25 protein-coding genes are annotated in these 24,977 nt (G+C 49.6%); 7 read left to right on the top strand and 18 right to left on the bottom strand.

What is annotated here, in order from left to right; translation table 11 throughout:
• Positions 1-49: 49 nt before the first annotated feature.
• Positions 50-1,234 (top strand): MFS transporter AraJ, encoded by a 1,185-nt coding sequence (gene araJ / locus HEM79_RS04980; protein ID WP_176243078.1) that lies wholly within the window; start codon positions 50-52, stop codon positions 1,232-1,234.
• A gap of 135 nt (positions 1,235-1,369) precedes the next feature.
• Here araJ and mak read toward each other — a convergent pair whose 3' ends face one another.
• The gene (gene mak, locus HEM79_RS04970) at positions 1,370-2,278 is read right to left on the bottom strand and encodes a fructokinase (protein WP_001219310.1); all 909 of its coding nucleotides are present in this window, start codon (positions 2,276-2,278) and stop codon (positions 1,370-1,372) included.
• Positions 2,279-2,402: 124 nt separating this feature from the next.
• Here mak and rdgC point away from each other — a divergent pair, with 124 nt between their 5' ends.
• Positions 2,403-3,314 carry a recombination-associated protein RdgC gene (gene rdgC / locus HEM79_RS04965; protein WP_176243058.1) on the top strand — a complete coding sequence of 304 codons (912 nt, stop codon included), beginning with the start codon at positions 2,403-2,405 and terminating at the stop codon, positions 3,312-3,314.
• Between the two features lie 354 nt (positions 3,315-3,668).
• Here rdgC and ppnP read toward each other — a convergent pair whose 3' ends face one another.
• The 5 genes from ppnP to HEM79_RS04940 form a co-directional block, all read right to left on the bottom strand.
• Positions 3,669-3,953 (bottom strand): pyrimidine/purine nucleoside phosphorylase, encoded by a 285-nt coding sequence (ppnP, locus tag HEM79_RS04960; protein WP_000941942.1) that lies wholly within the window; start codon positions 3,951-3,953, stop codon positions 3,669-3,671.
• 71 nt (positions 3,954-4,024) lie between these two features.
• The gene (locus HEM79_RS04955) at positions 4,025-4,702 is read right to left on the bottom strand and encodes an AroM family protein (protein ID WP_001276431.1); all 678 of its coding nucleotides are present in this window, start codon (positions 4,700-4,702) and stop codon (positions 4,025-4,027) included.
• Between the two features lie 257 nt (positions 4,703-4,959).
• Positions 4,960-5,151: a protein YaiA gene (yaiA, locus tag HEM79_RS04950; RefSeq protein ID WP_001142439.1), complete on the bottom strand. Its 192-nt coding sequence runs from the start codon at positions 5,149-5,151 to the stop codon at positions 4,960-4,962.
• A gap of 49 nt (positions 5,152-5,200) precedes the next feature.
• Positions 5,201-5,725 (bottom strand): shikimate kinase AroL, encoded by a 525-nt coding sequence (aroL, locus tag HEM79_RS04945; protein WP_000193382.1) that lies wholly within the window; start codon positions 5,723-5,725, stop codon positions 5,201-5,203.
• 181 nt (positions 5,726-5,906) lie between these two features.
• Positions 5,907-6,365: a YaiI/YqxD family protein gene (locus HEM79_RS04940; RefSeq protein WP_176243059.1), complete on the bottom strand. Its 459-nt coding sequence runs from the start codon at positions 6,363-6,365 to the stop codon at positions 5,907-5,909.
• A 119-nt stretch (positions 6,366-6,484) separates the two neighbouring features.
• Between HEM79_RS04940 and proC the strand changes: the two genes are divergently transcribed.
• Positions 6,485-7,294 carry a pyrroline-5-carboxylate reductase gene (proC, locus tag HEM79_RS04935; protein ID WP_010344698.1) on the top strand — a complete coding sequence of 270 codons (810 nt, stop codon included), beginning with the start codon at positions 6,485-6,487 and terminating at the stop codon, positions 7,292-7,294.
• Between the two features lie 17 nt (positions 7,295-7,311).
• Here the strand turns inward: proC and adrA are convergent, their stop codons facing one another.
• The 4 genes from adrA to iraP all read right to left on the bottom strand — a co-directional run bounded on the left by adrA (position 7,312) and on the right by iraP (position 10,745).
• Entirely contained in the window at positions 7,312-8,427 is a 1,116-nt protein-coding gene (gene adrA / locus HEM79_RS04930) for a diguanylate cyclase AdrA (protein WP_176243060.1), read from the bottom strand.
• A gap of 101 nt (positions 8,428-8,528) precedes the next feature.
• Positions 8,529-8,849 (bottom strand): phosphate starvation-inducible protein PsiF, encoded by a 321-nt coding sequence (gene psiF / locus HEM79_RS04925; protein WP_010344700.1) that lies wholly within the window; start codon positions 8,847-8,849, stop codon positions 8,529-8,531.
• Positions 8,850-8,970: 121 nt separating this feature from the next.
• Positions 8,971-10,383, bottom strand: a complete 1,413-nt coding sequence (phoA, locus tag HEM79_RS04920) for an alkaline phosphatase (protein ID WP_176243061.1) — start codon at positions 10,381-10,383, stop codon at positions 8,971-8,973.
• 101 nt (positions 10,384-10,484) lie between these two features.
• Positions 10,485-10,745, bottom strand: coding sequence for an anti-adapter protein IraP (gene iraP, locus HEM79_RS04915; protein WP_000792966.1), 261 nt, complete (start codon positions 10,743-10,745; stop codon positions 10,485-10,487).
• A 460-nt stretch (positions 10,746-11,205) separates the two neighbouring features.
• Here iraP and ddlA point away from each other — a divergent pair, with 460 nt between their 5' ends.
• A complete protein-coding gene (gene ddlA, locus HEM79_RS04910; protein ID WP_176243062.1) occupies positions 11,206-12,300 on the top strand; it encodes a D-alanine--D-alanine ligase in 1,095 nt (364 codons plus the stop codon).
• A 204-nt stretch (positions 12,301-12,504) separates the two neighbouring features.
• Here ddlA and HEM79_RS04905 read toward each other — a convergent pair whose 3' ends face one another.
• Complete coding sequence (locus HEM79_RS04905) at positions 12,505-12,717, bottom strand: DUF2754 domain-containing protein (protein WP_176243063.1); 213 nt, start codon at positions 12,715-12,717, stop codon at positions 12,505-12,507.
• A 259-nt stretch (positions 12,718-12,976) separates the two neighbouring features.
• Here HEM79_RS04905 and HEM79_RS04900 point away from each other — a divergent pair, with 259 nt between their 5' ends.
• Positions 12,977-13,285: a YaiY family protein gene (locus HEM79_RS04900; RefSeq protein ID WP_000763150.1), complete on the top strand. Its 309-nt coding sequence runs from the start codon at positions 12,977-12,979 to the stop codon at positions 13,283-13,285.
• A 57-nt stretch (positions 13,286-13,342) separates the two neighbouring features.
• Here the strand turns inward: HEM79_RS04900 and yaiW are convergent, their stop codons facing one another.
• Together yaiW and sbmA are read right to left on the bottom strand one after the other, a co-directional pair.
• A complete protein-coding gene (gene yaiW / locus HEM79_RS04895; protein ID WP_176243064.1) occupies positions 13,343-14,437 on the bottom strand; it encodes a surface-exposed outer membrane lipoprotein YaiW in 1,095 nt (364 codons plus the stop codon).
• Between the two features lie 12 nt (positions 14,438-14,449).
• Positions 14,450-15,670 (bottom strand): peptide antibiotic transporter SbmA, encoded by a 1,221-nt coding sequence (gene sbmA / locus HEM79_RS04890; RefSeq protein WP_000477001.1) that lies wholly within the window; start codon positions 15,668-15,670, stop codon positions 14,450-14,452.
• 351 nt (positions 15,671-16,021) lie between these two features.
• Here sbmA and ampH point away from each other — a divergent pair, with 351 nt between their 5' ends.
• Positions 16,022-17,179, top strand: coding sequence for a D-alanyl-D-alanine-carboxypeptidase/endopeptidase AmpH (ampH, locus tag HEM79_RS04885; protein ID WP_000830753.1), 1,158 nt, complete (start codon positions 16,022-16,024; stop codon positions 17,177-17,179).
• Here the strand turns inward: ampH and iprA are convergent, their stop codons facing one another.
• Together iprA and ehaB are read right to left on the bottom strand one after the other, a co-directional pair.
• The gene (iprA, locus tag HEM79_RS04880) at positions 17,180-17,803 is read right to left on the bottom strand and encodes a hydrogen peroxide resistance inhibitor IprA (RefSeq protein ID WP_010344702.1); all 624 of its coding nucleotides are present in this window, start codon (positions 17,801-17,803) and stop codon (positions 17,180-17,182) included.
• Positions 17,804-17,888: 85 nt separating this feature from the next.
• Positions 17,889-20,867 carry an autotransporter adhesin EhaB gene (gene ehaB, locus HEM79_RS04875; RefSeq protein WP_176243065.1) on the bottom strand — a complete coding sequence of 993 codons (2,979 nt, stop codon included), beginning with the start codon at positions 20,865-20,867 and terminating at the stop codon, positions 17,889-17,891.
• Positions 20,868-21,393: 526 nt separating this feature from the next.
• Here ehaB and hemB point away from each other — a divergent pair.
• Positions 21,394-22,368: a porphobilinogen synthase gene (gene hemB, locus HEM79_RS04870; RefSeq protein ID WP_001295337.1), complete on the top strand. Its 975-nt coding sequence runs from the start codon at positions 21,394-21,396 to the stop codon at positions 22,366-22,368.
• A 157-nt stretch (positions 22,369-22,525) separates the two neighbouring features.
• Here the strand turns inward: hemB and tauD are convergent, their stop codons facing one another.
• From tauD to tauB, 3 genes are read right to left on the bottom strand one after another with little or no spacing between them, the layout of a single operon-like run.
• Entirely contained in the window at positions 22,526-23,377 is an 852-nt protein-coding gene (tauD, locus tag HEM79_RS04865) for a taurine dioxygenase (RefSeq protein ID WP_021550322.1), read from the bottom strand.
• Positions 23,374-24,201: a taurine ABC transporter permease TauC gene (gene tauC / locus HEM79_RS04860; RefSeq protein ID WP_176243066.1), complete on the bottom strand. Its 828-nt coding sequence runs from the start codon at positions 24,199-24,201 to the stop codon at positions 23,374-23,376. The genes tauD and tauC overlap by 4 nt, the downstream gene beginning before the upstream one ends.
• Positions 24,198-24,965: a taurine ABC transporter ATP-binding subunit gene (gene tauB, locus HEM79_RS04855; protein WP_176243067.1), complete on the bottom strand. Its 768-nt coding sequence runs from the start codon at positions 24,963-24,965 to the stop codon at positions 24,198-24,200. The genes tauC and tauB overlap by 4 nt, the downstream gene beginning before the upstream one ends.
• Between the last annotated feature and the right edge of the window lie 12 nt (positions 24,966-24,977).

The following is a 24,977-nucleotide window of genomic DNA, read 5'->3' as shown; positions in this document are numbered from 1 at the left end:
TTTATTGGCTACGGTGATTCGTAGCCGTCCTGGTGGTTGTGATGGTGGTATGAAAAAAGTTATTTTATCTTTGGCTCTGGGCACGTTTGGTTTGGGGATGGCCGAATTTGGCATTATGGGCGTGCTCACAGAGCTGGCGCATAACGTAGGAATTTCGATTCCTGCCGCCGGGCATATGATCTCGTATTATGCGCTGGGTGTGGTGATTGGCGCGCCGATCATCGCACTCTTTTCCAGCCGCTACTCGCTCAAACATATCTTGTTGTTTCTGGTGACCTTGTGCGTCATCGGTAACGCCATGTTCACGCTCTCTTCGTCTTACCTGATGCTCGCCATTGGTCGCCTGGTTTCCGGCTTTCCGCATGGCGCGTTTTTTGGCGTCGGGGCGATTGTGTTATCGAAAATTATCAAGCCCGGCAAAGTCACCGCTGCCGTGGCGGGTATGGTTTCCGGGATGACAGTTGCCAATCTGCTGGGCATTCCGCTGGGAACCTATTTAAGTCAGGAATTTAGCTGGCGCTACACTTTTTTATTGATCGCTGTTTTTAATATTGCGGTGATGGCATCAGTTTATTTTTGGGTGCCGGATATTCGCGACGAGGCGAAAGGAAAGCTGCGCGAACAATTTCACTTTTTGCGTAGCCCCGCCCCGTGGTTAATTTTTGCCGCCACGATGTTTGGCAATGCAGGTGTATTTGCCTGGTTCAGCTACGTAAAACCTTACATGATGTTTATCTCCGTTTTTTCGGAAACGGCGATGACCTTTATTATGATGTTAGTTGGGCTGGGGATGGTTCTGGGAAATATTCTAAGTGGACGTATTTCAGGACGTTACTCGCCTTTGCGTATTGCAGCAGTAACCGACTTCATTATTGTGCTGGCGTTGCTGATGCTTTTTTTCTTCGGCGGAATGAAAACAACGTCGCTTATTTTTGCTTTTATTTGTTGCGCAGGGTTATTTGCCCTTTCGGCGCCGCTGCAAATATTGTTACTGCAAAATGCCAAAGGCGGAGAATTATTAGGTGCCGCAGGCGGGCAAATAGCGTTTAACCTCGGTAGCGCCGTCGGCGCATATTGCGGTGGCATGATGCTGACGCTGGGGCTGGCGTATAATTACGTCGCTCTGCCAGCCGCCCTGCTCTCGTTTGCTGCGATGTCGTCGTTGCTGCTGTATGGTCGCTATAAGCGCCAGCAAGTGGCGGACAGTCCGGTGCTGGCGAAACCACTGGGGTAGGTTATAGTCTCGGTGCTAATTACTTATTGCCGGATGCGGCGTGAACGCCTTATCCGCCCTACGGGCTGCTCATTTGTAGGCCTGATAAGACGCGGCAAGCGTCGCATCAGGCTGATGCACCAACTGCCTTATTTTTTACTCTTGCGGCCATAACCACGCGGCGCCACGTACGCCGCTGGAATCACCGTGCTTCGCCTTGCGCACCGGCGTTTCACATTCACCGCCGAAGACAAATTGTTTAATCAACTGCGGAACTGTTTGATATAAACGGTCAACATTGCTCATCCCGCCCCCCAGCACAATCACATCCGGATCGAGAATATTCACCACGTGTGCCAGCGACTTTGCCAGCCGCAGCTCATAGCGACGCAATGCCAGCTCTGCAACCGGATCGCTTTCTTCAACCAGGCGGATAATTTCACTACCTTTCAGCGCATGTCCGCTCAACCGATGATAATCCGTCGCGAATCCCGTGCCCGAAATAAAGGTTTCAATACAACCTTGTTTACCGCAATAACAAGGGACTTCCTCGCGATAACGCAGTTCGTCTTCGTCCATCCACGGTAGCGGATTGTGTCCCCACTCGCCTGCCGTACCGTTACCGCCGATATGCGCCCGCCCATTGAACGCCACGCCCGCGCCGCATCCCGTACCGATAATCACGGCAAATACCGTCTGCGCTCCCGCAGCCGCTCCATCTACCGCTTCCGAAACCGCCAGACAGTTGGCGTCATTTGCCAGCCGCACTTCCCGCTGCAACCGCGCGCTTAAGTCTTTATCGAATGGCTGACCGTTAAGCCAGGTTGAATTAGCGTTTTTCACTACGCCGGTGTAGGGCGAAATCGAGCCGGGAATGCCCATGCCTACTGTTCCGCGCTGCCCCGTCGCCTGCTCCGCCATATCAACCAACGTGGCGATTGTTTCAATGGTCTGCCGATAATCATCACGCGGCGTGGGCAGACGATGACGGTACAACTGCTCCCCTGCATCGCCCAGTGCAATCACTTCAGTTTTGGTGCCGCCTAAATCGATACCTATACGCACGGTACTCTCCTTATTTTTTTCAATATCAATAGCGTAGAGACGGACAACCGGATTGGCAATGCAAGGCCGCCGACAATTCGTTATCATGCCCGCTAAATTTAACGACAAGGCCGTGGAAATTATCATGCTGTGGTTCAAAAATTTAATGGTTTACCGTCTTAGCCGCGAAATTTCGCTGCGTGCAGAAGAGATGGAAAAACAGCTAGCCTCGATGGCATTTACCCCATGCGGAAGCCAGGACATGGCGAAGATGGGCTGGGTTCCTCCGATGGGATCGCACAGCGATGCATTAACGCACGTTGCCAATGGTCAAATTGTTATTTGCGCGCGCAAAGAAGAAAAAATCCTTCCGTCTCCGGTGATTAAACAGGCGCTGGAAGCGAAAATCGCCAAACTGGAAGCGGAACAGGCGCGTAAGCTGAAGAAAACCGAAAAAGATTCGCTGAAAGACGAAGTGCTGCACTCTCTGTTGCCGCGCGCATTCAGCCGCTTCAGCCAGACTATGATGTGGATCGACACGGTTAACGGGTTGATTATGGTGGACTGCGCCAGCGCCAAAAAAGCGGAAGATACGCTGGCACTTCTGCGTAAAAGCCTGGGGTCGTTACCGGTTGTGCCATTGACCATGGAAAACCCGATTGAACTGACGCTGACCGAATGGGTACGCTCCGGTAGCGCAGCGCAGGGCTTCCAGTTGCTTGATGAAGCCGAGCTGAAATCCCAGCTGGAAGATGGCGGCGTGATCCGCGCGAAGAAACAGGATCTGACCAGCGAAGAGATCACCAATCACATTGAAGCTGGAAAAGTGGTGACTAAACTGGCGCTCGACTGGCAGCAGCGCATTCAGTTTGTGATGTGTGATGATGGTTCGCTCAAACGCCTGAAATTCTGCGACGAACTGCGCGATCAAAACGAAGATATCGACCGAGAAGATTTCGCCCAGCGTTTTGATGCCGATTTCATCCTGATGACCGGTGAACTGGCGGCATTAATTCAAAACCTGATCGAAGGATTGGGTGGCGAAGCACAACGTTAATTGCTGATTTGCCTTCAATGCCGGATGCGACGCCAGACGCGTCTTATCCGGCGTAAAAAGTCACACCTGACATTGATATAATCATTCGCGATTTTTAAGGCGATAACCGGTGTTTCCACTATTTTAAATTACGCGCGGATAACTGATGCAATGAATTTATAGACGGTTCGTCAAAGTCAGTAATACAAGTTATCAACGTGTTAATTTCATTCACAATCTTCGCTAAGATTTATATCAATTTGATATTTTATGTATATATCGAAAATATAAAACCAGCAGCCACTGGCGTTTATTATTACCAAAATAAAGAATATTCCAGAAAAATGCCCTCCCGTTCAAGGGGAAGGCGAGGAATTACAGATAGCGGCACAGATAAGAGGTGGGTTCGGCAACTTGCAGATGAAACTCACTGTGGCCGGGAACATTAAACACCGAACCGGCTTCATACACTTGCCAGTCGGTCGCGTCAGGCAGTAACACATTCAGCGCGCCACTGATTACCGTCATCTCTTCCGGCTCAGCGGTGCTAAAGGTGTATTCGCCTTCAACCATGACACCAACGCTGGCGCGACCAGTGCTGCTGCTGGAAAAGCCGATCGATTTCACTTTGCCGGAAAAGTACTCATTACTTTGAAGCATAAACTGGCCCTGTCTGGTAGTTGAACGTCTACTTCACTATAGGGGCCAGAGGCGCTGGCTGTCACGCAAAATTACACCAGTAATTCTGCAGCCAGCCTTGTAATCAATACGTTAGAGAGCAAAACAGGAACATCGAGCTGTTTTTGCAGTAAATCACGATGGCGCTGGTTAAATCCCAAACAATCCAACATGATGACATCCGCACCGTTTTCCAGTAGTTCTTTCCCGGCATCGATGATTTTCTGTTCAGAATCATGAATGGGGTTCCCCAGAGAAAACAAAGGCGGTTTCTGCAGGATTTGCCATTTTTGCGCCTGAACATGCAACAGTTCTTCAACCGGTACGATTACACCGACCTGATGACCTTCGACAATGGTAGAAACCAGCGGTGGCAATATACGCAACGGTTCCAGAAAGATTGTATTACGCGCCGTCATACTGCTAATGTTTGCCGTACTCATCAACAAAATGACGTCGTACCCTTGGTTATCAAGCACTTCAACCACGCTTTGCAGATCGCGTTCTACTTTACGACGCGAAACGTGAGCCAGTTGATTGTCATTTAATAATGTAAGAATCGTTTCTTCGCCTGCTTCTGGCGCATACTCCGCCATCACTTCTTCGCGGCTTAACTTCCCCAGCAGGCTATGATGGGAAATGTTATTTTCGTCAATGTACTCAGTCAGGAGCGGTAAAACTTCCTGCATAGGTACAATGCCGATGGTCAGGATCGCCAACGACGCACTCATTGTTATTCCACCTTACTTTTACTTCGTCGTTAATTACCGGGCAAATGTTAAGCACCACTGCTGGCACTTACCTGTGCTACAAATGACAAAAAGCGTAGCAGTAGACGCGCCCGGCATAATGTAAAGATTCCAAATGATTCCAGTAATAGATTGTTATTGTTTAATATTCTAATTATTTGAAAAACATGAATTGTGAAAAATGTGACGCAGATCCTTTGTAGTAGCACTCAGAGTCCCTTCCGAGCAGTCTGATACGGTCACTCTTTGTCAGGATCCTCATAGCGTTTTTTAGCATCCATCGCTTCCTGAGCGGTCGGATGTTCGCTGATTAAAGAGTCAGGTTTGGGATGATCGGCTCTGAGCTGATACCAGGTTACGGTCTGCCCTGGTTTTCCTTTTTCAATCGTTACAATATATGCTTCACGAGGATAAGGCGGTTTCGTTGGCATCGTTCTTCCTTATTTCACGGGATGAACGTTAAGTATAGGCGCTCGGGAATCAACAATTGATCGTCTGTGCCAGGGCGCTACGAATTTCAGAAATCACCTGGCTGGGTTCATTGTTAGCGTTAATGATAATATGCGCGACTTCGCGATATAACGCATCGCGTTCTTCCAGCACTTCCTGAACTTCTTCACTTAGCGGCTTTCCGGTTAAAGTTGGTCGCAAATCCTCTTCGGGTGCCGCTTGCAGACGATTAACCAGTACCGCTACTGGCGCACACAGATAAACCACAATCCCGTTATTACGCATGTAGTGACGATTAAATTCCGTCAGAATAATGCCGCCCCCCGTGGCGATAACGGTCGATGGTGCTGTCACAGCTTCCAGTGCTGCGGTTTCTCTGGCGCGAAATCCGGCCCACTCTTCCCTTTCGACGATCTCCGCGACCGTCATATTGAGTTGTGATTGCAACCACTGGTCGGTATCGACAAACCGACAGTTGAGCGAATCGGCAAGGGCCATTCCGACCGTTGTTTTACCACAGCCCCGAGGCCCGATCAGAAAAAGAGGTTGTGTCATCGTGGGTTTTCCCCAAAAGGTCGCAATGCGGCGAAAGCCGGGTTCGTAAGAATAGCGATCATACCATCAAGCTAGTACAATTTCGACTGTAAAGAAATAATTCCACTTAAGGTGAAAATTTCAATACACCATTACTATACCAAGAAATACTCAAGAAAGAACTGTAACTAATAAATTACATTCACGAGCGACTACGTTGCACTTCCAGCCACCACTTTTCCAGTTCGGCGGCGAATGCCTGGCGGTCACGCTGCGAAAGGCTATCTGGCCCTCCGGTCTGGATACCACTGGCGCGTAAGGTATCCATAAAATCGCGCATCATCAGACGTTCACGAATGGTCGCTGGCGTGTAACGTTCACCACGTGGATTAAGTGCCGCAGCTCCCTTCTCAATGGCTTCAGAAGCCAGAGGAATGTCTGCGGTGATCACCAAATCGCCCGCTTCACACTGGCGTACAATTTCATTATCGGCAACGTCAAAACCTGCCGCGACGCGCAGCGTGCGAATAAACGGCGATGGCGGTACACGTAAACTCTGGTTAGCCACCAGTACCACCGGCATTTGCATACGTTCAGCCGCGCGATACAAAATCTCTTTAATTACATTGGGACACGCATCGGCGTCCACCCAAATTGTCATAAACTCATCCTTTGTTGGGTAATCCTCTATTGTGTCGCGCTTTTGCCTTCCGGCATAGTTCTGTTTATGCTTCTGCCAGCGATTATCAAAACAATGAATTTCACGGCAGGAGTGAGGCAATGGAAAAGAAAATCGGTTTTATTGGCTGCGGTAATATGGGAAAAGCCATTCTCGGCGGTCTGATTGCCAGTGGTCAGGTGCTTCCAGGGCAAATCTGGGTGTATACCCCCTCCCCGGACAAAGTCGCTGCTTTACACGATCAGTTCGGCATCAACGCCGCAGAATCGGCGCAAGAAGTGGCACAAATCACCGACATCGTTTTTGCCGCCGTTAAACCGGGCATCATGATCAAAGTGCTTAGTGAAATCACCTCCAGCCTGAATAAAGACTCGCTGGTTGTCTCTATTGCAGCGGGCGTCACGCTCGACCAACTTGCCCGGGCGCTGGGCCATGACCGGAAAATTATCCGCGCTATGCCAAATACCCCGGCGCTGGTCAATGCCGGGATGACTTCCGTAACGCCAAACGCGCTGGTTACGCCTGAAGATACTGCCGATGTGCTGAATATTTTCCGCTGCTTTGGCGAGGCGGAAGTCATTGCCGAACCGATGATCCATCCGGTGGTCGGCGTGAGCGGCTCTTCGCCTGCCTATGTCTTTATGTTTATCGAAGCAATGGCCGACGCTGCCGTGCTGGGGGGAATGCCACGCGCGCAGGCGTATAAATTTGCCGCTCAGGCGGTAATGGGTTCTGCAAAAATGGTACTGGAAACCGGCGAACATCCGGGCGCGTTGAAAGATATGGTTTGCTCACCGGGAGGCACCACCATTGAAGCAGTGCGCGTGCTGGAAGAGAAAGGCTTCCGTGCCGCAGTGATCGAAGCAATGACGAAGTGTATGGAAAAATCAGAAAAACTTAGCAAGTCCTGATGAACTCTCCCCGGACGTCAGGCCGCCACTTCGGTGCGGTTACGTCCGGCTTTCTTTGCTTTATAAAGTGCCATATCTGCCGATTTCAGCCACTCACGATAGTGACTCATTTGCGGACTCAGCGGCGCAACACCGACACTTATCCGCAACATTACCTGCGGCGTATTTGGTAAACGTAATGTATTTAACCCTTCATGTACCCGTAACATGGCGGTAATGGCATTTTCTGCTGGCGTACCAGACATAATCACCGCAAATTCATCCCCACCAAAACGACCAATCACATCACTACCGCGCAGAGTAATTTGTAACTGACGGGTGAGAGCAACTATCGCTTCATCGCCCACATCATGGCCCCAGGTGTCGTTAATGCTTTTGAAATGGTCGATATCGATGATTAACAACGTCGCATCGCGGTTATGTCGCCGACAGTTATCAAATTCATTGCGTAACATAGTTTCCCAATGACGTCGGTTATATACGCCCGTCATGCCGTCGCGGGTACTCATGACCTGCAATCTGCGTTTATGTTCTGCAAGTTTTGTTGCCGTCTGGTAGCTAACCCAGCCAAACAGCAGAGGATAAATGACGATAATGGGCAGTGAGAGCCACCATTCCAGCGGCGCACTATTTAGTGACACCGTGATACCCGTCAGTTCGAGGGTAACAAGGCAGGAAACGACCATCAGCACCAGACCAGCGACAAACAGACGAGGACCGCCTGCTCCCATCAAATTCAGACACATAATCATCAACATCGCGATCGAAGGCAGCACGTTTACGCCCATCACGCCTACCCACATTCCCGCTAACACCGCATCGGTTTTTAAGTTGTAAATTTCCCGACCAAGCGGGTCAATTGCTCTGCTCGCTAACTGCCAGGCTAAATGCGGCCAGACAAAAGCCCAGCCGACCAACACCAGCCACCACCAGCCCGACGGCGGATGCGAAACCAGCGTTGAAGCAATCGGTAAGAACATCCCCGCCAGTCCTACCATACGGGGTAACCTGACGCGACGGGCAAAGCGCAGCCCGGAACGCTGATGTTCGTTTTGAGGAGTTAATGGTGGTTCCTCCCCGTGCGCCGCCGCTTTTTTGAAAAAATTTTCATCATTCATTATTTTTGGGAACATTCAGAAACAATTTTCCCAAATTATAGAGACGGGGCGAAAAGCGGAAGTATGATATTTCGGGTGAGCCATTTTCTTAGCTCACCCGTTAGCACTATCAGAGATCAGGCGGCGTTCTTAAGACAGGTACTCATAAACTTATTGCGATCATCGCCTTTCAGAGATTGCTGCGTCGCCTGGCCATTGCATTCACGCATCTTCTGCTGCTGCGGCGTCAAACTCTTCTCGCCGGGCGCAGATTTGCTGTTCTTCAGGCAATCACTCATATACGTCTTGCGGGCATCCCCTTTCAACGCCTTCGCCGTCGCCTGTTGATTACAGGAAGTCATACGTTGTTGTTGCGGGGTTAACGTCTTCTCGGCAGCGCCGACAGTGGTTAAAAAAACTAAACCGAATAACAGGGTAACCAGTAATGTTATTTTCATAGCACCATCCCTCTTCACATTTTAACCAGGAGCGTTTGCGCCCGTGATCTGCCTTTAAGTCTGGTTGCTAACAGAAAAAATACCAACCGGCGGCAAAAATTCACCGCCGGATGCGTTTTAACTACAGACCCAGCGCGGCTTTCATGGTGTAGAAGAGATCGGTCTGATCGGTCAGACCAACCACGTTGGCAGCGTGCGGACCATAAGCGGCAATACGCAACTGGCTGCCGGTATGTTCTTGTGAATCTTCTTCCGAGTTACCGTAGCTCATTACCATTACCGCGCCATCTTTGGTCACTAATGCCTGAGTCAGCCCCGGTGCTTTGGTATCCGGCGCGACAATCTGGCTGGCGTGAGCGTGGTCAGCGGTGACTATCACTAATGTATTGCCATCTTTTTTGGCAAACTCAAGCGCCCGTTGTACCGCTTCATCGAGGTCAACCGTCTCACCAATTTGTCCACAAGGATTAGCGGCATGATCCTGTTTATCGATAGATGCACCTTCGACTTGCAGGAAGAATCCTTTCTCGTTTTTGCTCAATAACTCAATGGCTTTATCGGTCATCTGCGCTAACGTCGGCACACTGTCATTTCGTTGCGGATTCGGGGTACAGGTTACTGCGGGTTTATCGATATTACCGTGATAAGACGCCTTCGGCCCTTCCCAACGAACTGGCATATTACCGTCAGAAAACAGCCCAAGTAGCGGTTTATCCTGATTTGCCTCCGTTACTGCCTCCAGCGATGCTGCGTCACTCACTAACTGATAGCCGCGAGCCTGCGCCTGCTCACGCAGCGTTTTTCCCTGCCACTCACCAGCGGTTGCCGTTTCTGCAAACGTTTTTGCACCGCCGCCAAGCGTAACATCGGCACGGGCGTTAAGAAGTTGTTCGGTAATGGAACCTTTACCGCCTTTTTCCAGCGCATTACTTGGGCATTTTTCACTGGTCACGCTCGGTCCGTAGCATTTGCGCGATGTCACATGCGCCACCAGCGCGGCGGGTGTGGCATCCTGCAATTCTGCCGTTGAAACGTTGCCGGTCGCCAGTCCTGCGGCTTTTGCCATCTCCAGAATCGTTGGATGATCTTTTTCATGAATATCGACGCCCAGCGCGCCGTTATAAGTTTTGACGCCAGTTGACCAGGCGGTTGCTGATGCAGCGGAGTCGGTGACATAGTCCGGTTTACCGGTTTTTTTATCCAGCGAGTAGTGGGTGTATTGTCCGGTAAGCGGTAAGGCATCGATTCCTTTAAAAAAACCGCCCGCACCTTCGGCATAATTTCGTGCGGCAGTTATTTCCGAATCCCCCATCCCATCGCCAATAAGTAAAATAATATTTTTCGCCGGTTTATCGCTAAGAGAATCACGCAAGGCAGCAGTCTGATCGCCAGTTAAACGGCGAGCGCCGCCCGGCGTAGTAATATCTCCCTGTGCAGCTCGTTTTTCCAGAATGGGTACATCAGGTGTCCGGGCTTTTGTCACAGGGGTAAACAGTAACGGTAAGAGAGCCAGTGCAATAATGCTTTGTTTCACTTTATTTTCTCCATGTACAAATACAGTAAAAAATAAAAACAAAGCGACTATAAGTCTCTGCCGTGACAGCTTTATGACAACGGTTGAAAAGGTTTAACGTTTTACTGACGAGGATGCCTCAATAACTTTTTTACGTAATCGCGCAGCAGCTCCGTATCGTCGTCAGGAATGCTGGCATCGGGCTTTACCGCGTACAGTGCTCCCTCAACCTGATCAATCAACTGCTGTTGGTCTTTTTGCGCCATATTGCGAAGCATCGCGGTGACTATAATCTCCAGTGCCTCAACCTGCGCGCACAGTTCTTTCGACTCTTCTTCTTTTTGTGCAAGCTTAAATAACAACTCAGCAATGAGATTTTTCATGTCTGTATTTCCTTATCCAAAGTATGGAGAAGTTAACATTATGCTTCATAACTGCATAGGGGTTGTAAGTAGTATTTTTATGACGAAGGAAATACTTTGCACAAATATTTTCACATATTTATCAGCGAAACGTTTCTCTTATTTAAATAATTCCCTTATAAATAAAACAGCTATTCAATTATAAAGCATTAATATAATAAAAAGTTATGGAATATATTTACTTCGTTAACTTATTATTAAGCTATTCACTGGTTGAACCATGGTTAATACCAGAGATAAATTCGCTTCCCGTTCATCATTTTTGTGATCTAACGCACATAATTTAGCCATTGATATTTCTCAGTCAGTACGCTGGGCGCTTTGTGACCAGAAGATTGCAACATTCTGTCAGAAGGCCGCGAATCAACCGTTTTGTCGTGGTAATGTATGTGCTTTATGTTCGACGGGATAGGTTTTTAAGATGGAAAAACTGCGGGTAGGTATCGTTTTTGGTGGAAAATCAGCGGAACATGAAGTGTCTCTGCAATCGGCAAAAAACATTGTCGATGCCATTGATAAAAGTCGCTTCGACGTTGTGCTGCTGGGCATTGATAAACAAGGGCAATGGCACGTCAGCGATGCCAGCAATTATCTGCTAAACGCAGACGATCCTGCCCATATTGCGTTGCGTCCTTCGGCGACCAGCCTTGCGCAGGTGCCAGGTAAACATGAGCACCAGCTTATTGATGCACAGAATGGCCAACCATTACCAACGGTGGATGTCATTTTCCCGATTGTCCACGGTACGCTGGGTGAAGATGGCTCCCTGCAGGGGATGTTACGTGTCGCCAATTTACCATTTGTCGGTTCCGATGTTCTGGCTTCCGCTGCATGTATGGACAAAGACGTCACCAAACGTCTACTGCGTGATGCCGGGTTGAACATCGCGCCATTTATTACCCTGACGCGCGCCAATCGCCACAACATCAGTTTTGCTGAAGTGAAGTCTAAACTGGGTTTACCGCTGTTTGTAAAACCGGCTAACCAGGGTTCCTCCGTAGGCGTCAGCAAAGTAACCAGCGAAGAACAGTATACGATTGCCGTCGATCTGGCGTTCGAGTTCGATCATAAAGTGATCGTGGAGCAAGGGATCAAAGGGCGTGAGATCGAATGCGCGGTTCTGGGCAATGACAATCCGCAGGCCAGCACCTGTGGCGAGATCGTACTGACCAGTGATTTCTACGCCTACGACACCAAATACATTGATGAAGATGGTGCAAAAGTGGTGGTTCCGGCTGCCATTGCGCCAGAAATCAACGATAAGATCCGAGCGATTGCGGTTCAGGCTTACCAGACGTTGGGATGTGCTGGCATGGCGCGTGTAGACGTCTTTTTAACGCCAGAAAACGAGGTGGTGATCAACGAGATCAACACGCTGCCGGGCTTCACTAACATCAGCATGTATCCGAAACTGTGGCAAGCCAGCGGTCTGGGTTACACCGACCTGATCACGCGTTTGATTGAGCTGGCACTGGAACGTCACGCTGCGGATAACGCACTGAAAACCACTATGTAATTTTCAATCGCCCGGTAATATTTTTATTGGGCGTTTAAGACTGATGGCAAACGTAAAATTGCCTGATACGCTCCACTTATCTGGCCTACCAGATAATTGCAATGTATTTATTTTGCATCATTTTGTAGGCGGATAAGGCGTTCGCGCCGCATCCGGCATAAACAACGAGCACTTTGTCAGCACTCCAGAACGCCCAATCCTCTGTTATTGGGCGTTTTCAGTATCCTCTTCGCGACGACGAATAATCATCCCCGCCAGCCAGAAACTAATCACCCACGTCAGCAGACCGACTGCATAGGTTTGCCAGCCTTTTGCTTCAAATCCCAGCACCCCCACCACACCGTTAAGAATGAAAATCAGGCCAATGGCGAACGCATAATAGTGCCAGTCACGGCGGATTTTTACAGGCAGATTCATGGCGGCTCCGTTAACGAAAAATAACATCTTCGCATAATCGATAACATACGTCTGTGGTGTAGACAGCATTTCCCGTATCGTTAAAAAATTTAACTTAAAGTTACCGTTTTGTGACTCATGGCGAATATTCACGCTTCGGGAATATTCCCACCATCAATTTACCATGATTCTGATATTGACAATCTAAATGACCTGTCAGACTTGCCATAAGCCGCTGGTATCACACCAGAAGAGAAGCAGATGACTTCCGGAGGTTTTTATGGCTGATTTCACCCTGTCAAAATCGCTGTTTAGCGGAAAATATCGCAACGCCTCTTCAACGCCTGGCAACATTGCCTATGCGCTGTTTGTACTGTTTTGCTTTTGGGCTGGGGCGCAATTGCTTAATCTCCTGGTACATGCGCCCGGTGTTTACGAGCGTTTGATGCAGGTGCAAGAGACAGGCCGTCCACGGGTGGAAATTGGTCTGGGAGTCGGCACTATTTTCGGGCTGATCCCGTTTTTAGTTGGCTGCTTCATTTTTGCAGTGGTGGCGCTATGGCTGCACTGGCGACATCGCCGCCAGTGAGATTTACTTTGCCAGATGCGGCCTAAAACGCTTTATCTGGCTGGTGTTCTCTATTGGTCACTGTTTCATACAACGCGCCCGTCGTTCATCAACGCGCTTCGCAAACCATGCGGTGGTCAGGTTACGGGTGATTTTTGGGCTTTCCAGCTGAATACCAGGCAACATCTCTCGTGGCAGAGATTTCCCCGTTTTCGCTTCTGCAAGCTGATAAACTTTCTTGTACAGCGCCGTCTCTTCAAAAGAGAAGCTATCCCCTTTCTCTAACTGTCGGCGGATTTCGCTATCGCTCATTCCCAGTTTGCCCGCCAGTTTGCGCGTTGCCAGTTCTGTTTTCCCAGGCTCTTTGCTGTCATAGCGAATTAAATCACCATCCAGCGCCAGCTTCACGCCGCTGGCTTTACTGACCGCGTTCTGAAATGCGGCGTTACGGCTGGCATACCAGCCAGCGTTAAAATCGGCAAAACGGAAGATTGGCGCGCTATAACTGGCTGGATAATTCAATAAATGGTAAGTACCGAACCACAATCCGCCGCGACGACTGAAGACTTCCTGACGTACCGTTCCATCCATTTTCCACTGATAACCTTTGGTATGCTGTTCGGCAAAAGCAATGCTGACCTGCATCGGCCCACCGGTGCGCACCGGGTTGAGCGAACCAAACAGCGTCTGCCCCATCGGCACCATGCTGATCAGATCATCAAAAATCGCGCTTAACTGCTTTTCTGTACGCACGGAATCTAACCGTTCGCTGTAACTTTTGCCGTTTGGCGATTTAATTTTTAGCGCGGTATGAACCAAAAACGCGGGGATATGCATCCGTTCGGCGCGACGGTCAATCTCTTGCCAGGCGATTTTGCTTAAGCCCGGAACAGCCGGATCTGCCTGATAATTTGACTCCTGCTGCGCCACTGCCAGCACCGAGCAGACGTTTTCCAGCGTCGGTGCCAGTCCCTGACTTTCAAAAGTAGTGGCAAGATCTTTCGCCCAGGCATCGCGGTCTTTCACGCTGGCGGGTAACTTCTGCCGCACGACGCTCGCCACATCTATCGCTTTTTCGCCCTTTTTCAACGGTTGCGGAGCCTGACTACTACACCCCGCTAAAACCAGAACCACCAATAATGAAAGCGAAGAAAGACGAGTGACCTGCGACATTACCTCTCCTTTTTAACTCAACGTATGGGTTACTTCCTGAATTTTGTCACTATCCAGCTCATGTTCAAAGCTACGCAGACGTTTGTAGATAGACATCAGCTCAACCAGCGTAGTCCACGAGTTAATCAGATACTGGAAAGCACCACGAACCTGACCGAAAACGTTGGTAATTTGCGTCATCAGTCCGAGCGTAATCGTACCGGCAACAATCGACGGAAACAGCAGGAACAAACCGAAAACGTTATCGACCTGCAAATAGAGGATGCGGGCGATATTGAAATACATATAGTGAAAATAGAGGCGGAAATAGTTTTTCCGCACGGCGCTGAACAACTCACGTACCGTTGGCGGCGTCGCGCGCGATGCATCATCTTCACCGTAGACCAACTCTTTACGATAAGCCGCTTCTACACGCTGGTTTTTAAACTCCAGCCCCGGCAGTTTGATACCCACAACCGCCAGCAATCCGGTTCCCATCAACGACCAGACGATGGCAGCAATCACCAGACCATATGGAATATGCCCGATAATCGGCAATTCCGGTACATGTGCGGAGAGCGTCACCAGTACCGGTAAGAAAGCGATTAACGTCATGATAGCGTTAATAAAACTGACACCCATATTCTCCAGCGTTGAGGCAAAACGCATAGTGTCTTCCTGCACACGCTGGGCGGCACCTTCGATATGACGCAGTTGTTGCCAGTTCGCCATGTAGTATTCGTTCATCGCCGTACGCCAGCGAAACACGTAATGGCTGACAAAGAAGTTGTTCAGCACACTGATCACCACAGCAATCAGCGCGATTCCCAGAAAGACGCCCACTTCGCGATAAAATTGTTCGATGGTGACTTTATGCGGTGAACTTAGCGCAGTTTGAATCAGGTCATAGAACGGCGCATACCAGGCGTTGACGGCAACCCCAACTTCCACCAAAAACCAGGTAACGAAGATAATCAGCGCAGTGCCGAGTATTGACCAGTATTGCCAACGATGCGGACTGTAGATAAACCAGAACAGCGCAAAAAGTCCTACACAAACAATGTAGTAAGCGTAAAAAACCAGGAAGTCTAACGACCAGAAACGTGCGGCGCTAATCGGGATCTGCCCAGAAGCTCCGGCAATACGTGCCACCCAATCACCACCACCGGCTTGCCAGAAGATCACGGCAATCAGTGCCCAAATAAAGGCCGAGAGAAAAAAGGCTCCCGGCTTTGGGAAAAAAGACTTAAACATATGCTCTCCTGCTAACTTCTTATCGTTTTAACAACTGCTGTGCATTAACCGCATGATTGCTCCAAGGAGCCAGCTAAATGAAACCGCCCATTGTGACCAATGGCAAGGTACTTAGTTCGTCATGCTGACCGTAAGAATTGTTTCGACGGATTTCACAAACAAAGGATTGTTTACATTAGCAGATTCACACGCGCAGGATCACAAATGCAGGCATTGGTGCTCAGGAAAAAGATCGTGTTTACGCGCCGTTACGTTTTTAGCACTATTATTGCACTAATTCGCCCTTTGCAATCCATCTATGAGTAGTATAAATACGCTCAGTTACCTTCATTTAATTTATGGACACCACCGTTGAAACGTAGTCTGCTTTTTTCTGCCGTGCTGTGTGCGGCGTCATTGACCTCCGTCCATGCGGCGCAGCCGATCACCGAACCGGAGTTCGCCTCTGATATTGTCGATCGCTATGCCGATCATATTTTTTACGGCAGCGGTGCCACGGGGATGGCACTGGTCGTTATTGACGGTAATCAGCGCGTCTTTCGCAGTTATGGGGAAACGCGTCCCGGTAATAACGTTCGCCCACAATTAGACTCTGTGGTGCGAATTGCGTCCCTCACTAAACTGATGACCAGTGAAATGCTGGTTAAGCTGCTCGATCAAGGCACGGTGAAGTTAAACGACCCGTTAAGTAAATATGCTCCACCAGGCACACGAGTACCGACCTACAATGGAAAGCCCATTACGCTAGTGAATCTGGCAACCCATACCAGCGCCCTGCCGCGTGAACAGCCTGGCGGTGCAGCAAATCGTCCGGTATTTGTCTGGCCAACGCGCGAACAACGCTGGAAATACCTTTCTACGGCGAAGCTAAAAGCCGCACCCGGCAGCCAGGCTGCATACTCTAACCTTGCGTTCGATCTGCTGGCGGATGCGCTGGCGAATGCGTCTGGCAAGCCTTATACGCAGTTGTTTGAAGAGCAAATCACTCGTCCATTGGGGATGAAAGACACCACCTACACGCCATCGCCGGATCAGTGCCGACGTTTAATGGTTGCCGAGCGCGGTGCCAGTCCGTGTAATAACACCCTGGCGGCAATTGGTAGCGGCGGCGTCTATTCCACACCTGGCGATATGATGCGCTGGATGCAGCAGTATTTGTCGTCTGATTTTTATCAACGCAGCAACCAGGCGGATCGTATGCAGACGCTGATTTATCAACGCGCGCAGTTTACGAAAGTGATCGGCATGGATGTACCTGGCAGAGCAGATGCGCTCGGTTTAGGCTGGGTATATATGGCGCCGAAAGATGGGCGTCCGGGAATTATTCAGAAAACTGGCGGCGGCGGCGGATTCATTACCTATATGGCGATGATCCCGCAAAAAAATATTGGTGCTTTTGTGGTCGTCACTCGCTCGCCGTTGACTCGCTTTAAAAACATGAGCGATGGTATCAATGATCTGGTAACCGAACTGAGCGGGAATAAACCGCTGGTCATCCCCGCGTCCTGATTAATACTCTGAAGGCAAACGGTTGATAGCGACCAGTTTGCCTTTATTCATTTCGATATAGCCGCCTTTGCGCAAAGCCGCGAGAACTTCTGCGACGACGGAACGTGATATGCGTGTTCGTTGATGGATATAATTCATCACACCAATACGTGCTCGTAATTCGTCATTCCAGTCAATCATTGATAATAAAGTGGCGCGAATTTGTTCGTAAGAATTATGTCCAATAAGCTGAACATCGCGTAATTCCAGAATTCGATTTTGCCATGCTAACCAGTAAAAAGCGTCACGCCAGAGTTGATGTTGTTCAATCAGAGAAATAGTTTGTTTGGCAGGCAGATGATATCCCGTACAGTTTCCTTCTGATATTAATTTGTATGGTATATCGTTTTTCATTAAACCATCAGCCAGTCCCATAATAAAAGGAGCCTGGGTAATACCGATAAGTACGTTTTCTTCTCTACGCAGAGAGATAACACCTTCTAAAATAACGAATGTATCTTCGCTATTAACGTCACTTGAAAATATAACTTGCTTTTCATTATTAAACTCGAAGCGCGTGCCGTATCTGGACAAACATTTATCGAGCTTACCAAATTCCTGAAGAGGTTTAACTACAGATAACATTTGCGCGTCCTTTGCAGTAATGCCCGTCAAATCCTTGACGGGCATTATTTAGATTAAATTACCTATTTCTTCGCAGTGAAGAATATTACCAGGTATATTTAACACCCACGTTCGCGGACCAGTCTTGATCTACGTCACCACCACCGAGGTAGTTAGCATCGGTATAGGCGCTGAAGTTTTTGGTGAAGCTGAACTGAGTACCCAGACCAACACGTACCGCAGACCCTTCAGTACCGTTATCGATGGAATCGCCGTTCACATCGTTATCGTTGTTAGAGTCGTCGTAGACGTAAGCCAGTTTGAAGTACGGAGTCAGAGCCTGGTCTTCGCTGTAGGTGAAGGTATAACCTGCATCTACACCCAGTTCATAACGCATACTGTCGTAAGACTGACCGTCAACTTTCATGTCGTTGCTCAGCTGGTAGTCATCACCAGACTGGAACAGACCAGAAACGCTGCCGTAAGGAGTCACGTAACCAGCATCACCCAGTTTGAAGTCGTAACCGGCTTTCAAACCGAAGCCCCATGCGTCGGAGTTGGTGCTACCGTCAACGTAAGTACCGTTGCTCATGGTTGCAGACAGATCGTTGTTGAAGTGAGAGTAGCTCAGGCTACCATCAACAAAGATGTTGTTCGCGAAGCGAGCAGAAGAGTAGATGTAGGCAGACTGGCTGTCTTGATCCACCTGACCAGAACGGTCATTCATGTCGCCTTTACCGAAGCCAGCAGCCGCACCGACGATCCACTTAGCGTTGTTACCATCAATTTTGGTATCAACACCGACCATGATGCCGTTAACATCCTGATCATAATTGATGGTGCCGTTGTCGCCGTTGAAGTTACCACCGAAGTAGCTCACCCATGCGCCGCCGTTATCAGCCAGGCCATGACGAGAGTTGGTCAAACGAGTACCAACGGTGTCTTGTTCCAGGTTCCAGATATTGGTATTCGCAGACGGGATGCTCAGCGCCATGTTAGCGTAGTCGGTCAGCTCGGTCTGTTGCAGAACAACGGTGTTACCGCGCTGTTCAGCCTGATAGGTGTATGCACCCAGGTCAGCTTTGTTAGCAGCAGAGAAGGTCGCGTTGCTGTTTTTGTCGTTGACGTAGATCAGCTCGTTGCCGTTGTAGTCAGCGATAGAACCAGCACCAGTAGCGTTGTCGATACGAACTTTGTAGTTACCGGTTGCAGCTGCAACATGGTCACCGTTGTTATCAACTTCGTTCTGACCAGCTTCGATAGAAGCAGTGTTGTCGTTATCGCCGTTACCGTTAATGGTCAGGTGACCATCAGAGTTCATTGCGATTAAGCCATAACCGTAGTTTGACTTGGTAGTATCGTTGGTACGGTCGTTGGTCAGGTCTGCATCAAGTACGAAGCGGTTGCTTTCGATGTTGAACACACCTGCATGAATGTTACCACTGGTATCAGTGGTGCTGGTCAGGTTCAGAGTATCAACCTGAAGAGCATTCGCCGCAGTGTTACCGACATCCAGAATACCGTCGTTAGTAACGTTGATGGTGTTCGCATACAGAGCTGCATCACCTACAGCCCAACCAGCAGAAACTTCGTCAGAAATGGTTACGGTACTGTTGTCGACAGTCAGTGAATCAGTTGCAACATGACCATCTTCGTTGATGTTCAGCGCAGAAAGACCTGTCAGAGAGATAGAATCAGAAATCAGCGTTGAATCAGCAACATTAACAGTTGAACCACTGTTGATGCTCAGGGTGTCAATCAGAGAAGTTTTGGTGGTATCCCACTGTGAACCGGTGTTCAGGGTCACATTGAACAGACCGCTCTGATAAACTTCATTTCCTACAATATGACCATTTTCGTCATATTGGGTATTGGTATTATCAACACCAACCGTTGAAGAAGGCCACAGGCTATTTGCAGCAATATCAATCAGAGTTGCAGTTGCTTCGGTGCCTGTGCTGGTATCAACAACAACCCCGTTCTCATTGTAAACAGGACCGTAAGTATCTGGCACACCATCATCATCGATATCTACAGTTAAGTGCGCAGACATTGCCGCACCAACCCACTTGCTGCCATTGTTCAGGGTCAGATCCAAACGATCAGTACCATCCCAACCGTTAGTATCTACGTCACCATCAGCATCACGATAGCTATCACGGCCATGTGGGAAGAAGTTCTCATCAAAGTTGCTTGAGAAGAGTACATCGCCCATCAGTGTGGAATTATCGAATGTTGCAGTAGTCTGCATGGCATTATCAGCAGCAGGATGTGCAATAACTGCTAATGCGATATCGTCAGCGATCCAGCCATTACCATTGTAATCACTTGCATTACCAGTATTACCAAACCAGCCAGTAGTACCTTCATCAGTCCATGAACCAGAGGTCACGGTAGAATCTTTAACAGTGATGGTGTTATTAAACACTTCGCTGCTATTTACGCCAGTGCTAACTGTGTTGTCGTCGATATCCTCCCACTCATAACCCTGAGTCAGCGTAATACCTGCTACGTGAGAGTTATTAGAGATGGACAGATCAACTTCCTGATCCAGAGTGATGGCAGTACCAATGTTAAATACATTTACAACATGAGTGTCAGCGGCATTATTGTAGGTGCCGTTATATGTGTAGTGTTCGTAGTTGTCGTCGATCGTTGAATTATCAACAGTCAGCGCCAGACGGTCATGGTAGTAATCATCCGCACGATCAGCACAATCAGTTGTCATGCACTCGGAATAAATCATACCGTGAATAGTGCTGTTTTTGATTGTCAGACTATTGGCGTTGGTATTGGTAGAAATACCGTCGTCCAGATAGTAAGTAGAAATCACGCCATTAACGGTAGCGTTATTAATGACCGGGTAAATATCGCCGTTGTAGAAGCTATCAGCGGCATAGTTGTTCCAGCCTGCATAACCATCATAGTAAACGTCATCAGCATAAGTGGCGTCGTTGTAGTGATGGAACGTATTGTAAGTTTGACCAGAAATATCGTTGGTCGCTGCATTAGCCTGAGAGGTGATAGCCAGAGTGCAAGCCAATGCTAATTGTGATACTACAAGTTTCTTTTTCCAGGAGTGCATTTGTCATCCCTCCTCAGGGACGTAATAAGTTGATCCATCAATTATCAATGCATAGAAAACATATTATGTTTCGCGTTTACGATTATGCGGCGTTACAGATGAATGGTTCAATTATTCTTTCCCCTAAGTCCGAATGCGGACATATATAAATTACGTGTAAACACAGATCACAAAAACAGACAAAAATTCGGCATTTCAATCTGTTAATGACAGCATTAATTTCAAAATCATATACTCTACAAATATTACATCAGCAAATTAGATAAATAATGTATTAATAAACAATGAACTTTAAGTCATTCTATTTTTAACAGCGCAGTCAAACACCCAAAAACAATAATCATGGAGAATTAATAAAAATTAAAAATATTTTCAGTGAATATGAAAATATTGCTATTTATATTAAAAAGATGTCCAGGCCGGTCTTTCATTCTCTTCTTGTCAACATCGCGACAACTTTCGTAAAACACCCACACTCTGCTTCAGGTATACTATGCCCCTCAATTCCACAAACATCAGGCAGACCATGACAGACTTAATCCAACGCCCTCGTCGCCTGCGCAAATCTCCTGCGCTGCGCGCTATGTTTGAAGAGACAACACTTAGCCTTAACGACCTGGTGTTGCCGATCTTTGTTGAAGAAGAAATCGACGACTACAAAGCCGTTGAAGCTATGCCGGGCGTAATGCGTATTCCAGAGAAACATCTGGCGCGCGAAATCGAACGCATCGCCAACGCCGGTATTCGTTCCGTGATGACTTTCGGCATCTCTCACCATACCGATGAAACGGGCAGCGATGCCTGGCGGGAAGATGGTCTGGTGGCGCGTATGTCACGCATCTGCAAGCAGACCGTGCCTGAAATGATCGTTATGTCAGACACCTGTTTCTGTGAATACACTTCTCACGGTCACTGCGGCGTGCTGTGCGAGCACGGCGTCGATAACGACGCGACCCTCGAAAATTTAGGCAAACAAGCGGTGGTTGCTGCTGCTGCGGGCGCAGACTTCATCGCCCCTTCCGCCGCAATGGATGGTCAGGTGCAGGCGATTCGCCAGGCGCTGGACGCTGCGGGCTTTAAAGATACGGCGATCATGTCGTATTCGACCAAGTTCGCTTCCTCCTTTTATGGTCCGTTCCGTGAAGCTGCGGGAAGCGCATTAAAAGGTGACCGCAAAAGTTATCAGATGAACCCAATGAACCGTCGTGAGGCAATTCGTGAATCACTGCTGGATGAAGCCCAGGGCGCAGACTGCCTGATGGTGAAACCAGCTGGAGCGTACCTCGACATCGTGCGTGAGCTGCGTGAACGTACTGAATTGCCGATTGGCGCTTATCAGGTGAGCGGTGAGTATGCGATGATTAAGTTCGCCGCGCTGGCGGGTGCTATAGATGAAGAGAAAGTGGTGCTCGAAAGCTTAGGTTCGATTAAGCGTGCGGGTGCGGATCTGATTTTCAGCTACTTTGCGCTGGATTTGGCTGAGAAGAAGATTCTACGTTAATTTTGTTTCCTCTCAGAAAGGGGGAGTTAACCTGTTGAAAGTACGGTGAACGCCCCCTCACCCTAACCCTCTCCCCAAGGGGGCGAGGGGACCGTCCGTACTCTTTTCATCTATATCATCGTTCTTTCGCCGCTCGCGGGGAGCGTCCGCGCGCGTATCACCCCGCCCGATAAAACGGTTTATCCCCAAGGATCGTCGCCCGATGCATAATCCGTCGCTGTGGCAGGTAATCGGCATTGGCATAGTGCTGGGTCACGCGGTTATCCCAAATCGCAATATCATTTGGTTGCCAGCGCCAGCGCACCTGAAACTCCGGTTTGGTGATATGGGCAAACAAAAAACCTAACAAGGTTTCGCTCTCTTTCTCGCTGACATCGACAATTCGCGTGGTAAATCCTTCATTAACAAACAACGCCTGTTTACCGCTCACCGGATGCGTTCGCACCACCGGATGTAGTAAAGGAGGATTTTTCGCTACCGCCTCGCGCCAGCGTTGATGCTCCTCCTCAGTTTTGCGGTATTTGTATTCCGGGAATGATTTACGGAAATCATGCTCCGCGCGCAGCCCACTCAACAGCTGACGGAAGGGAACAGAGAGCGCCTCATAGGCCGCAATACCGCTGGTCCAGAGCGTATCGCCGCCAGTCGAGGGTAACTCTTTCGCCGCCAGAATCGCCCCAGCAGGAGGCGTTTCAATAAATGTCACATCGGTGTGCCAGTTGTCGTTATCCGGTGGATTATCGTTATGGGTATCCAGTACGATAATCTCATCAACGCCTTCGGCATGAGGGTAAACAGGATGAATATGCAGTTCGCCAAAACGTTGGGCCAGCGCACGTTGCTGCTGCGGCGTAATGGCCTGTTCACGCAGAAACACCACCTGATGGCGCAGTACCGCATGGTAAAGCTGTTCAAACTGGTTATCACTTAACGGGCGCGTCAGGTCGGCACCCGTAATTTGTGCGCCAATATACGGCCCCAGCGGGGTAATGCTCAGACGTTCACTCATTGTACTTCTCCATGCCAGGGCGTCAGGCGGCGCTGTAACGCACGCAGACCCAGTTCTAAAAGAAAGGCGATAATCGCAATCACCGCGATCCCCGCCAGCACCACGTCAGTCGCGAGAAATTCACCCGCTGACTGGACCATAAAACCCAAACCGCGCGTCGCGGCAATCAGCTCCGCCGCCACCAGGGTAGACCAGCCCACACCCAGACCAATGCGTAATCCGGTGAGAATTTCCGGCAGCGCACCGGGCAAAATAACAAACCACAGTACCTGCGCACGGCTGGCCCCCAGCGACTGGGCGGCACGAATGCGAACCTGCTGCGCGCTTTTCACCCCCGCCAGCGCCGACATCGCCACCGGTGCAAAAATCGCTAAATAGATCAGTAAGATCTTCGAGGTTTCACCAATACCAAACCAGATCACCATCAGCGGCAAATAGGCCAGCGGCGGCACCGGGCGATACAGTTCAATTACCGGATCCAGAATGCCGCGCACCGTCGGGCTTAGCCCCATGGCGATCCCAACCGGAATGCCGATTAACACCGCCGCAAGTAGCGCCAGCACAATGCGCGTCAGGCTGGCTGCCAGATGCTGCCACAGCGTGGCGTCCATAAATCCTTGCGTTCCGGCAATAGTGAGCAGTTTTGCCAGTACCTGTTGCGGCGGCGGCAAAAACAGCGGGCTAATCAGTTGCAGCGCAGCTACTGCCCACCATACAGTCAGTAAAACCGCTAACGTGCCAATGCTTAAAGTCACCTGACGCGAGAGCGGCCAGCGCCATTTCAGCCGATGCGAATGCAGTTTTTCGTTAAGAAGCACACTCATGAGAACGCCTCTCGTTGCTCAAATACGCGGCTTAAAACATATTCGCGCATGGCGATGAATTGTGGATCGGACTTGATGCTGCGGCTCGACTCACCCGTAACAAAGCGGCGGGCGAAGTTGAGCGGCAGACGTTCCAGCACACGACCCGGCCCCGGTGAAAGCAGAACTAGTTCGGTCGCCATAAACACCGCTTCTTCTATATCATGGGTAATCAACAACACCTGCTTACCCGTCTCCTGCCAGAGTTTCAGCAGCAGGGTTTGCATCTGGTCGCGGGTGAAGGCGTCCAGCGCACCAAACGGTTCGTCGAGTAATAACATCCGGGGATTCGCCGCCAGCGCGCGGGCAATGCCCACCCGCTGACGTTGACCACCGGAAAGCTGCCAGATGTAGCGTTTTCCCGCACCTTCCAGGCCGACTTTTTTCAGCATCTGGTGAGCGATTTCCAGACGTTGCGTTTTCTCCATCCCCGCCAGTTGCAGGCCGAACGCCACGTTATCCTGCACATTACGCCACGGCAGCAGCCCTTCATTCTGAAAAACCACCCCGCGCTCTGCACCCGGCCCCTCAATGCGCTTGCCCGCCAGTTGAATGCTGCCGTACTGGTAAGGCACAAAACCAGCAATCAGATTCAGCAAGGTGGTTTTGCCACAGCCGGACGGCCCCAGCACCACCAACAGTTCGCCGCTTTCCAGCGTCAGGTTGATATCTTCCAGCGCCGGTTTACCGCCATAATCGGCATAGAGATGAGAAATTTGCAGCATTCGCGCCTCCTT

The sequence above is a fragment of the Escherichia sp. 93.0816 genome (assembly GCF_013368855.2).
In the GTDB taxonomy this organism is placed as follows: domain Bacteria; phylum Pseudomonadota; class Gammaproteobacteria; order Enterobacterales; family Enterobacteriaceae; genus Escherichia; species Escherichia ruysiae.
This window is presented reverse-complemented; position numbering and strand designations above follow the sequence as displayed.

Excerpts from the sequence above, each read along its gene's own strand:
- araJ (WP_176243078.1), top strand. The coding sequence starts at position 50 with ATGAAAAAAGTTATTTTATCTTTGGCTCTGGGCACGTTTGGTTTGGGG.
- rdgC (WP_176243058.1), top strand. The coding sequence starts at position 2,403 with ATGCTGTGGTTCAAAAATTTAATGGTTTACCGTCTTAGCCGCGAAATT.
- ppnP (WP_000941942.1), bottom strand. The coding sequence starts at position 3,953 with ATGCTTCAAAGTAATGAGTACTTTTCCGGCAAAGTGAAATCGATCGGC.
- HEM79_RS04955 (WP_001276431.1), bottom strand. The coding sequence starts at position 4,702 with ATGAGTGCGTCGTTGGCGATCCTGACCATCGGCATTGTACCTATGCAG.
- yaiA (WP_001142439.1), bottom strand. The coding sequence starts at position 5,151 with ATGCCAACGAAACCGCCTTATCCTCGTGAAGCATATATTGTAACGATT.
- aroL (WP_000193382.1), bottom strand. The coding sequence starts at position 5,725 with ATGACACAACCTCTTTTTCTGATCGGGCCTCGGGGCTGTGGTAAAACA.
- HEM79_RS04940 (WP_176243059.1), bottom strand. The coding sequence starts at position 6,365 with ATGACAATTTGGGTGGACGCCGATGCGTGTCCCAATGTAATTAAAGAG.
- proC (WP_010344698.1), top strand. The coding sequence starts at position 6,485 with ATGGAAAAGAAAATCGGTTTTATTGGCTGCGGTAATATGGGAAAAGCC.
- adrA (WP_176243060.1), bottom strand. The coding sequence starts at position 8,427 with ATGTTCCCAAAAATAATGAATGATGAAAATTTTTTCAAAAAAGCGGCG.
- psiF (WP_010344700.1), bottom strand. The coding sequence starts at position 8,849 with ATGAAAATAACATTACTGGTTACCCTGTTATTCGGTTTAGTTTTTTTA.
- iraP (WP_000792966.1), bottom strand. The coding sequence starts at position 10,745 with ATGAAAAATCTCATTGCTGAGTTGTTATTTAAGCTTGCACAAAAAGAA.
- ddlA (WP_176243062.1), top strand. The coding sequence starts at position 11,206 with ATGGAAAAACTGCGGGTAGGTATCGTTTTTGGTGGAAAATCAGCGGAA.
- HEM79_RS04905 (WP_176243063.1), bottom strand. The coding sequence starts at position 12,717 with ATGAATCTGCCTGTAAAAATCCGCCGTGACTGGCACTATTATGCGTTC.
- HEM79_RS04900 (WP_000763150.1), top strand. The coding sequence starts at position 12,977 with ATGGCTGATTTCACCCTGTCAAAATCGCTGTTTAGCGGAAAATATCGC.
- yaiW (WP_176243064.1), bottom strand. The coding sequence starts at position 14,437 with ATGTCGCAGGTCACTCGTCTTTCTTCGCTTTCATTATTGGTGGTTCTG.
- sbmA (WP_000477001.1), bottom strand. The coding sequence starts at position 15,670 with ATGTTTAAGTCTTTTTTCCCAAAGCCGGGAGCCTTTTTTCTCTCGGCC.
- iprA (WP_010344702.1), bottom strand. The coding sequence starts at position 17,803 with ATGTTATCTGTAGTTAAACCTCTTCAGGAATTTGGTAAGCTCGATAAA.
- ehaB (WP_176243065.1), bottom strand. The coding sequence starts at position 20,867 with ATGCACTCCTGGAAAAAGAAACTTGTAGTATCACAATTAGCATTGGCT.
- hemB (WP_001295337.1), top strand. The coding sequence starts at position 21,394 with ATGACAGACTTAATCCAACGCCCTCGTCGCCTGCGCAAATCTCCTGCG.
- tauD (WP_021550322.1), bottom strand. The coding sequence starts at position 23,377 with ATGAGTGAACGTCTGAGCATTACCCCGCTGGGGCCGTATATTGGCGCA.
- tauC (WP_176243066.1), bottom strand. The coding sequence starts at position 24,201 with ATGAGTGTGCTTCTTAACGAAAAACTGCATTCGCATCGGCTGAAATGG.
- tauB (WP_176243067.1), bottom strand. The coding sequence starts at position 24,965 with ATGCTGCAAATTTCTCATCTCTATGCCGATTATGGCGGTAAACCGGCG.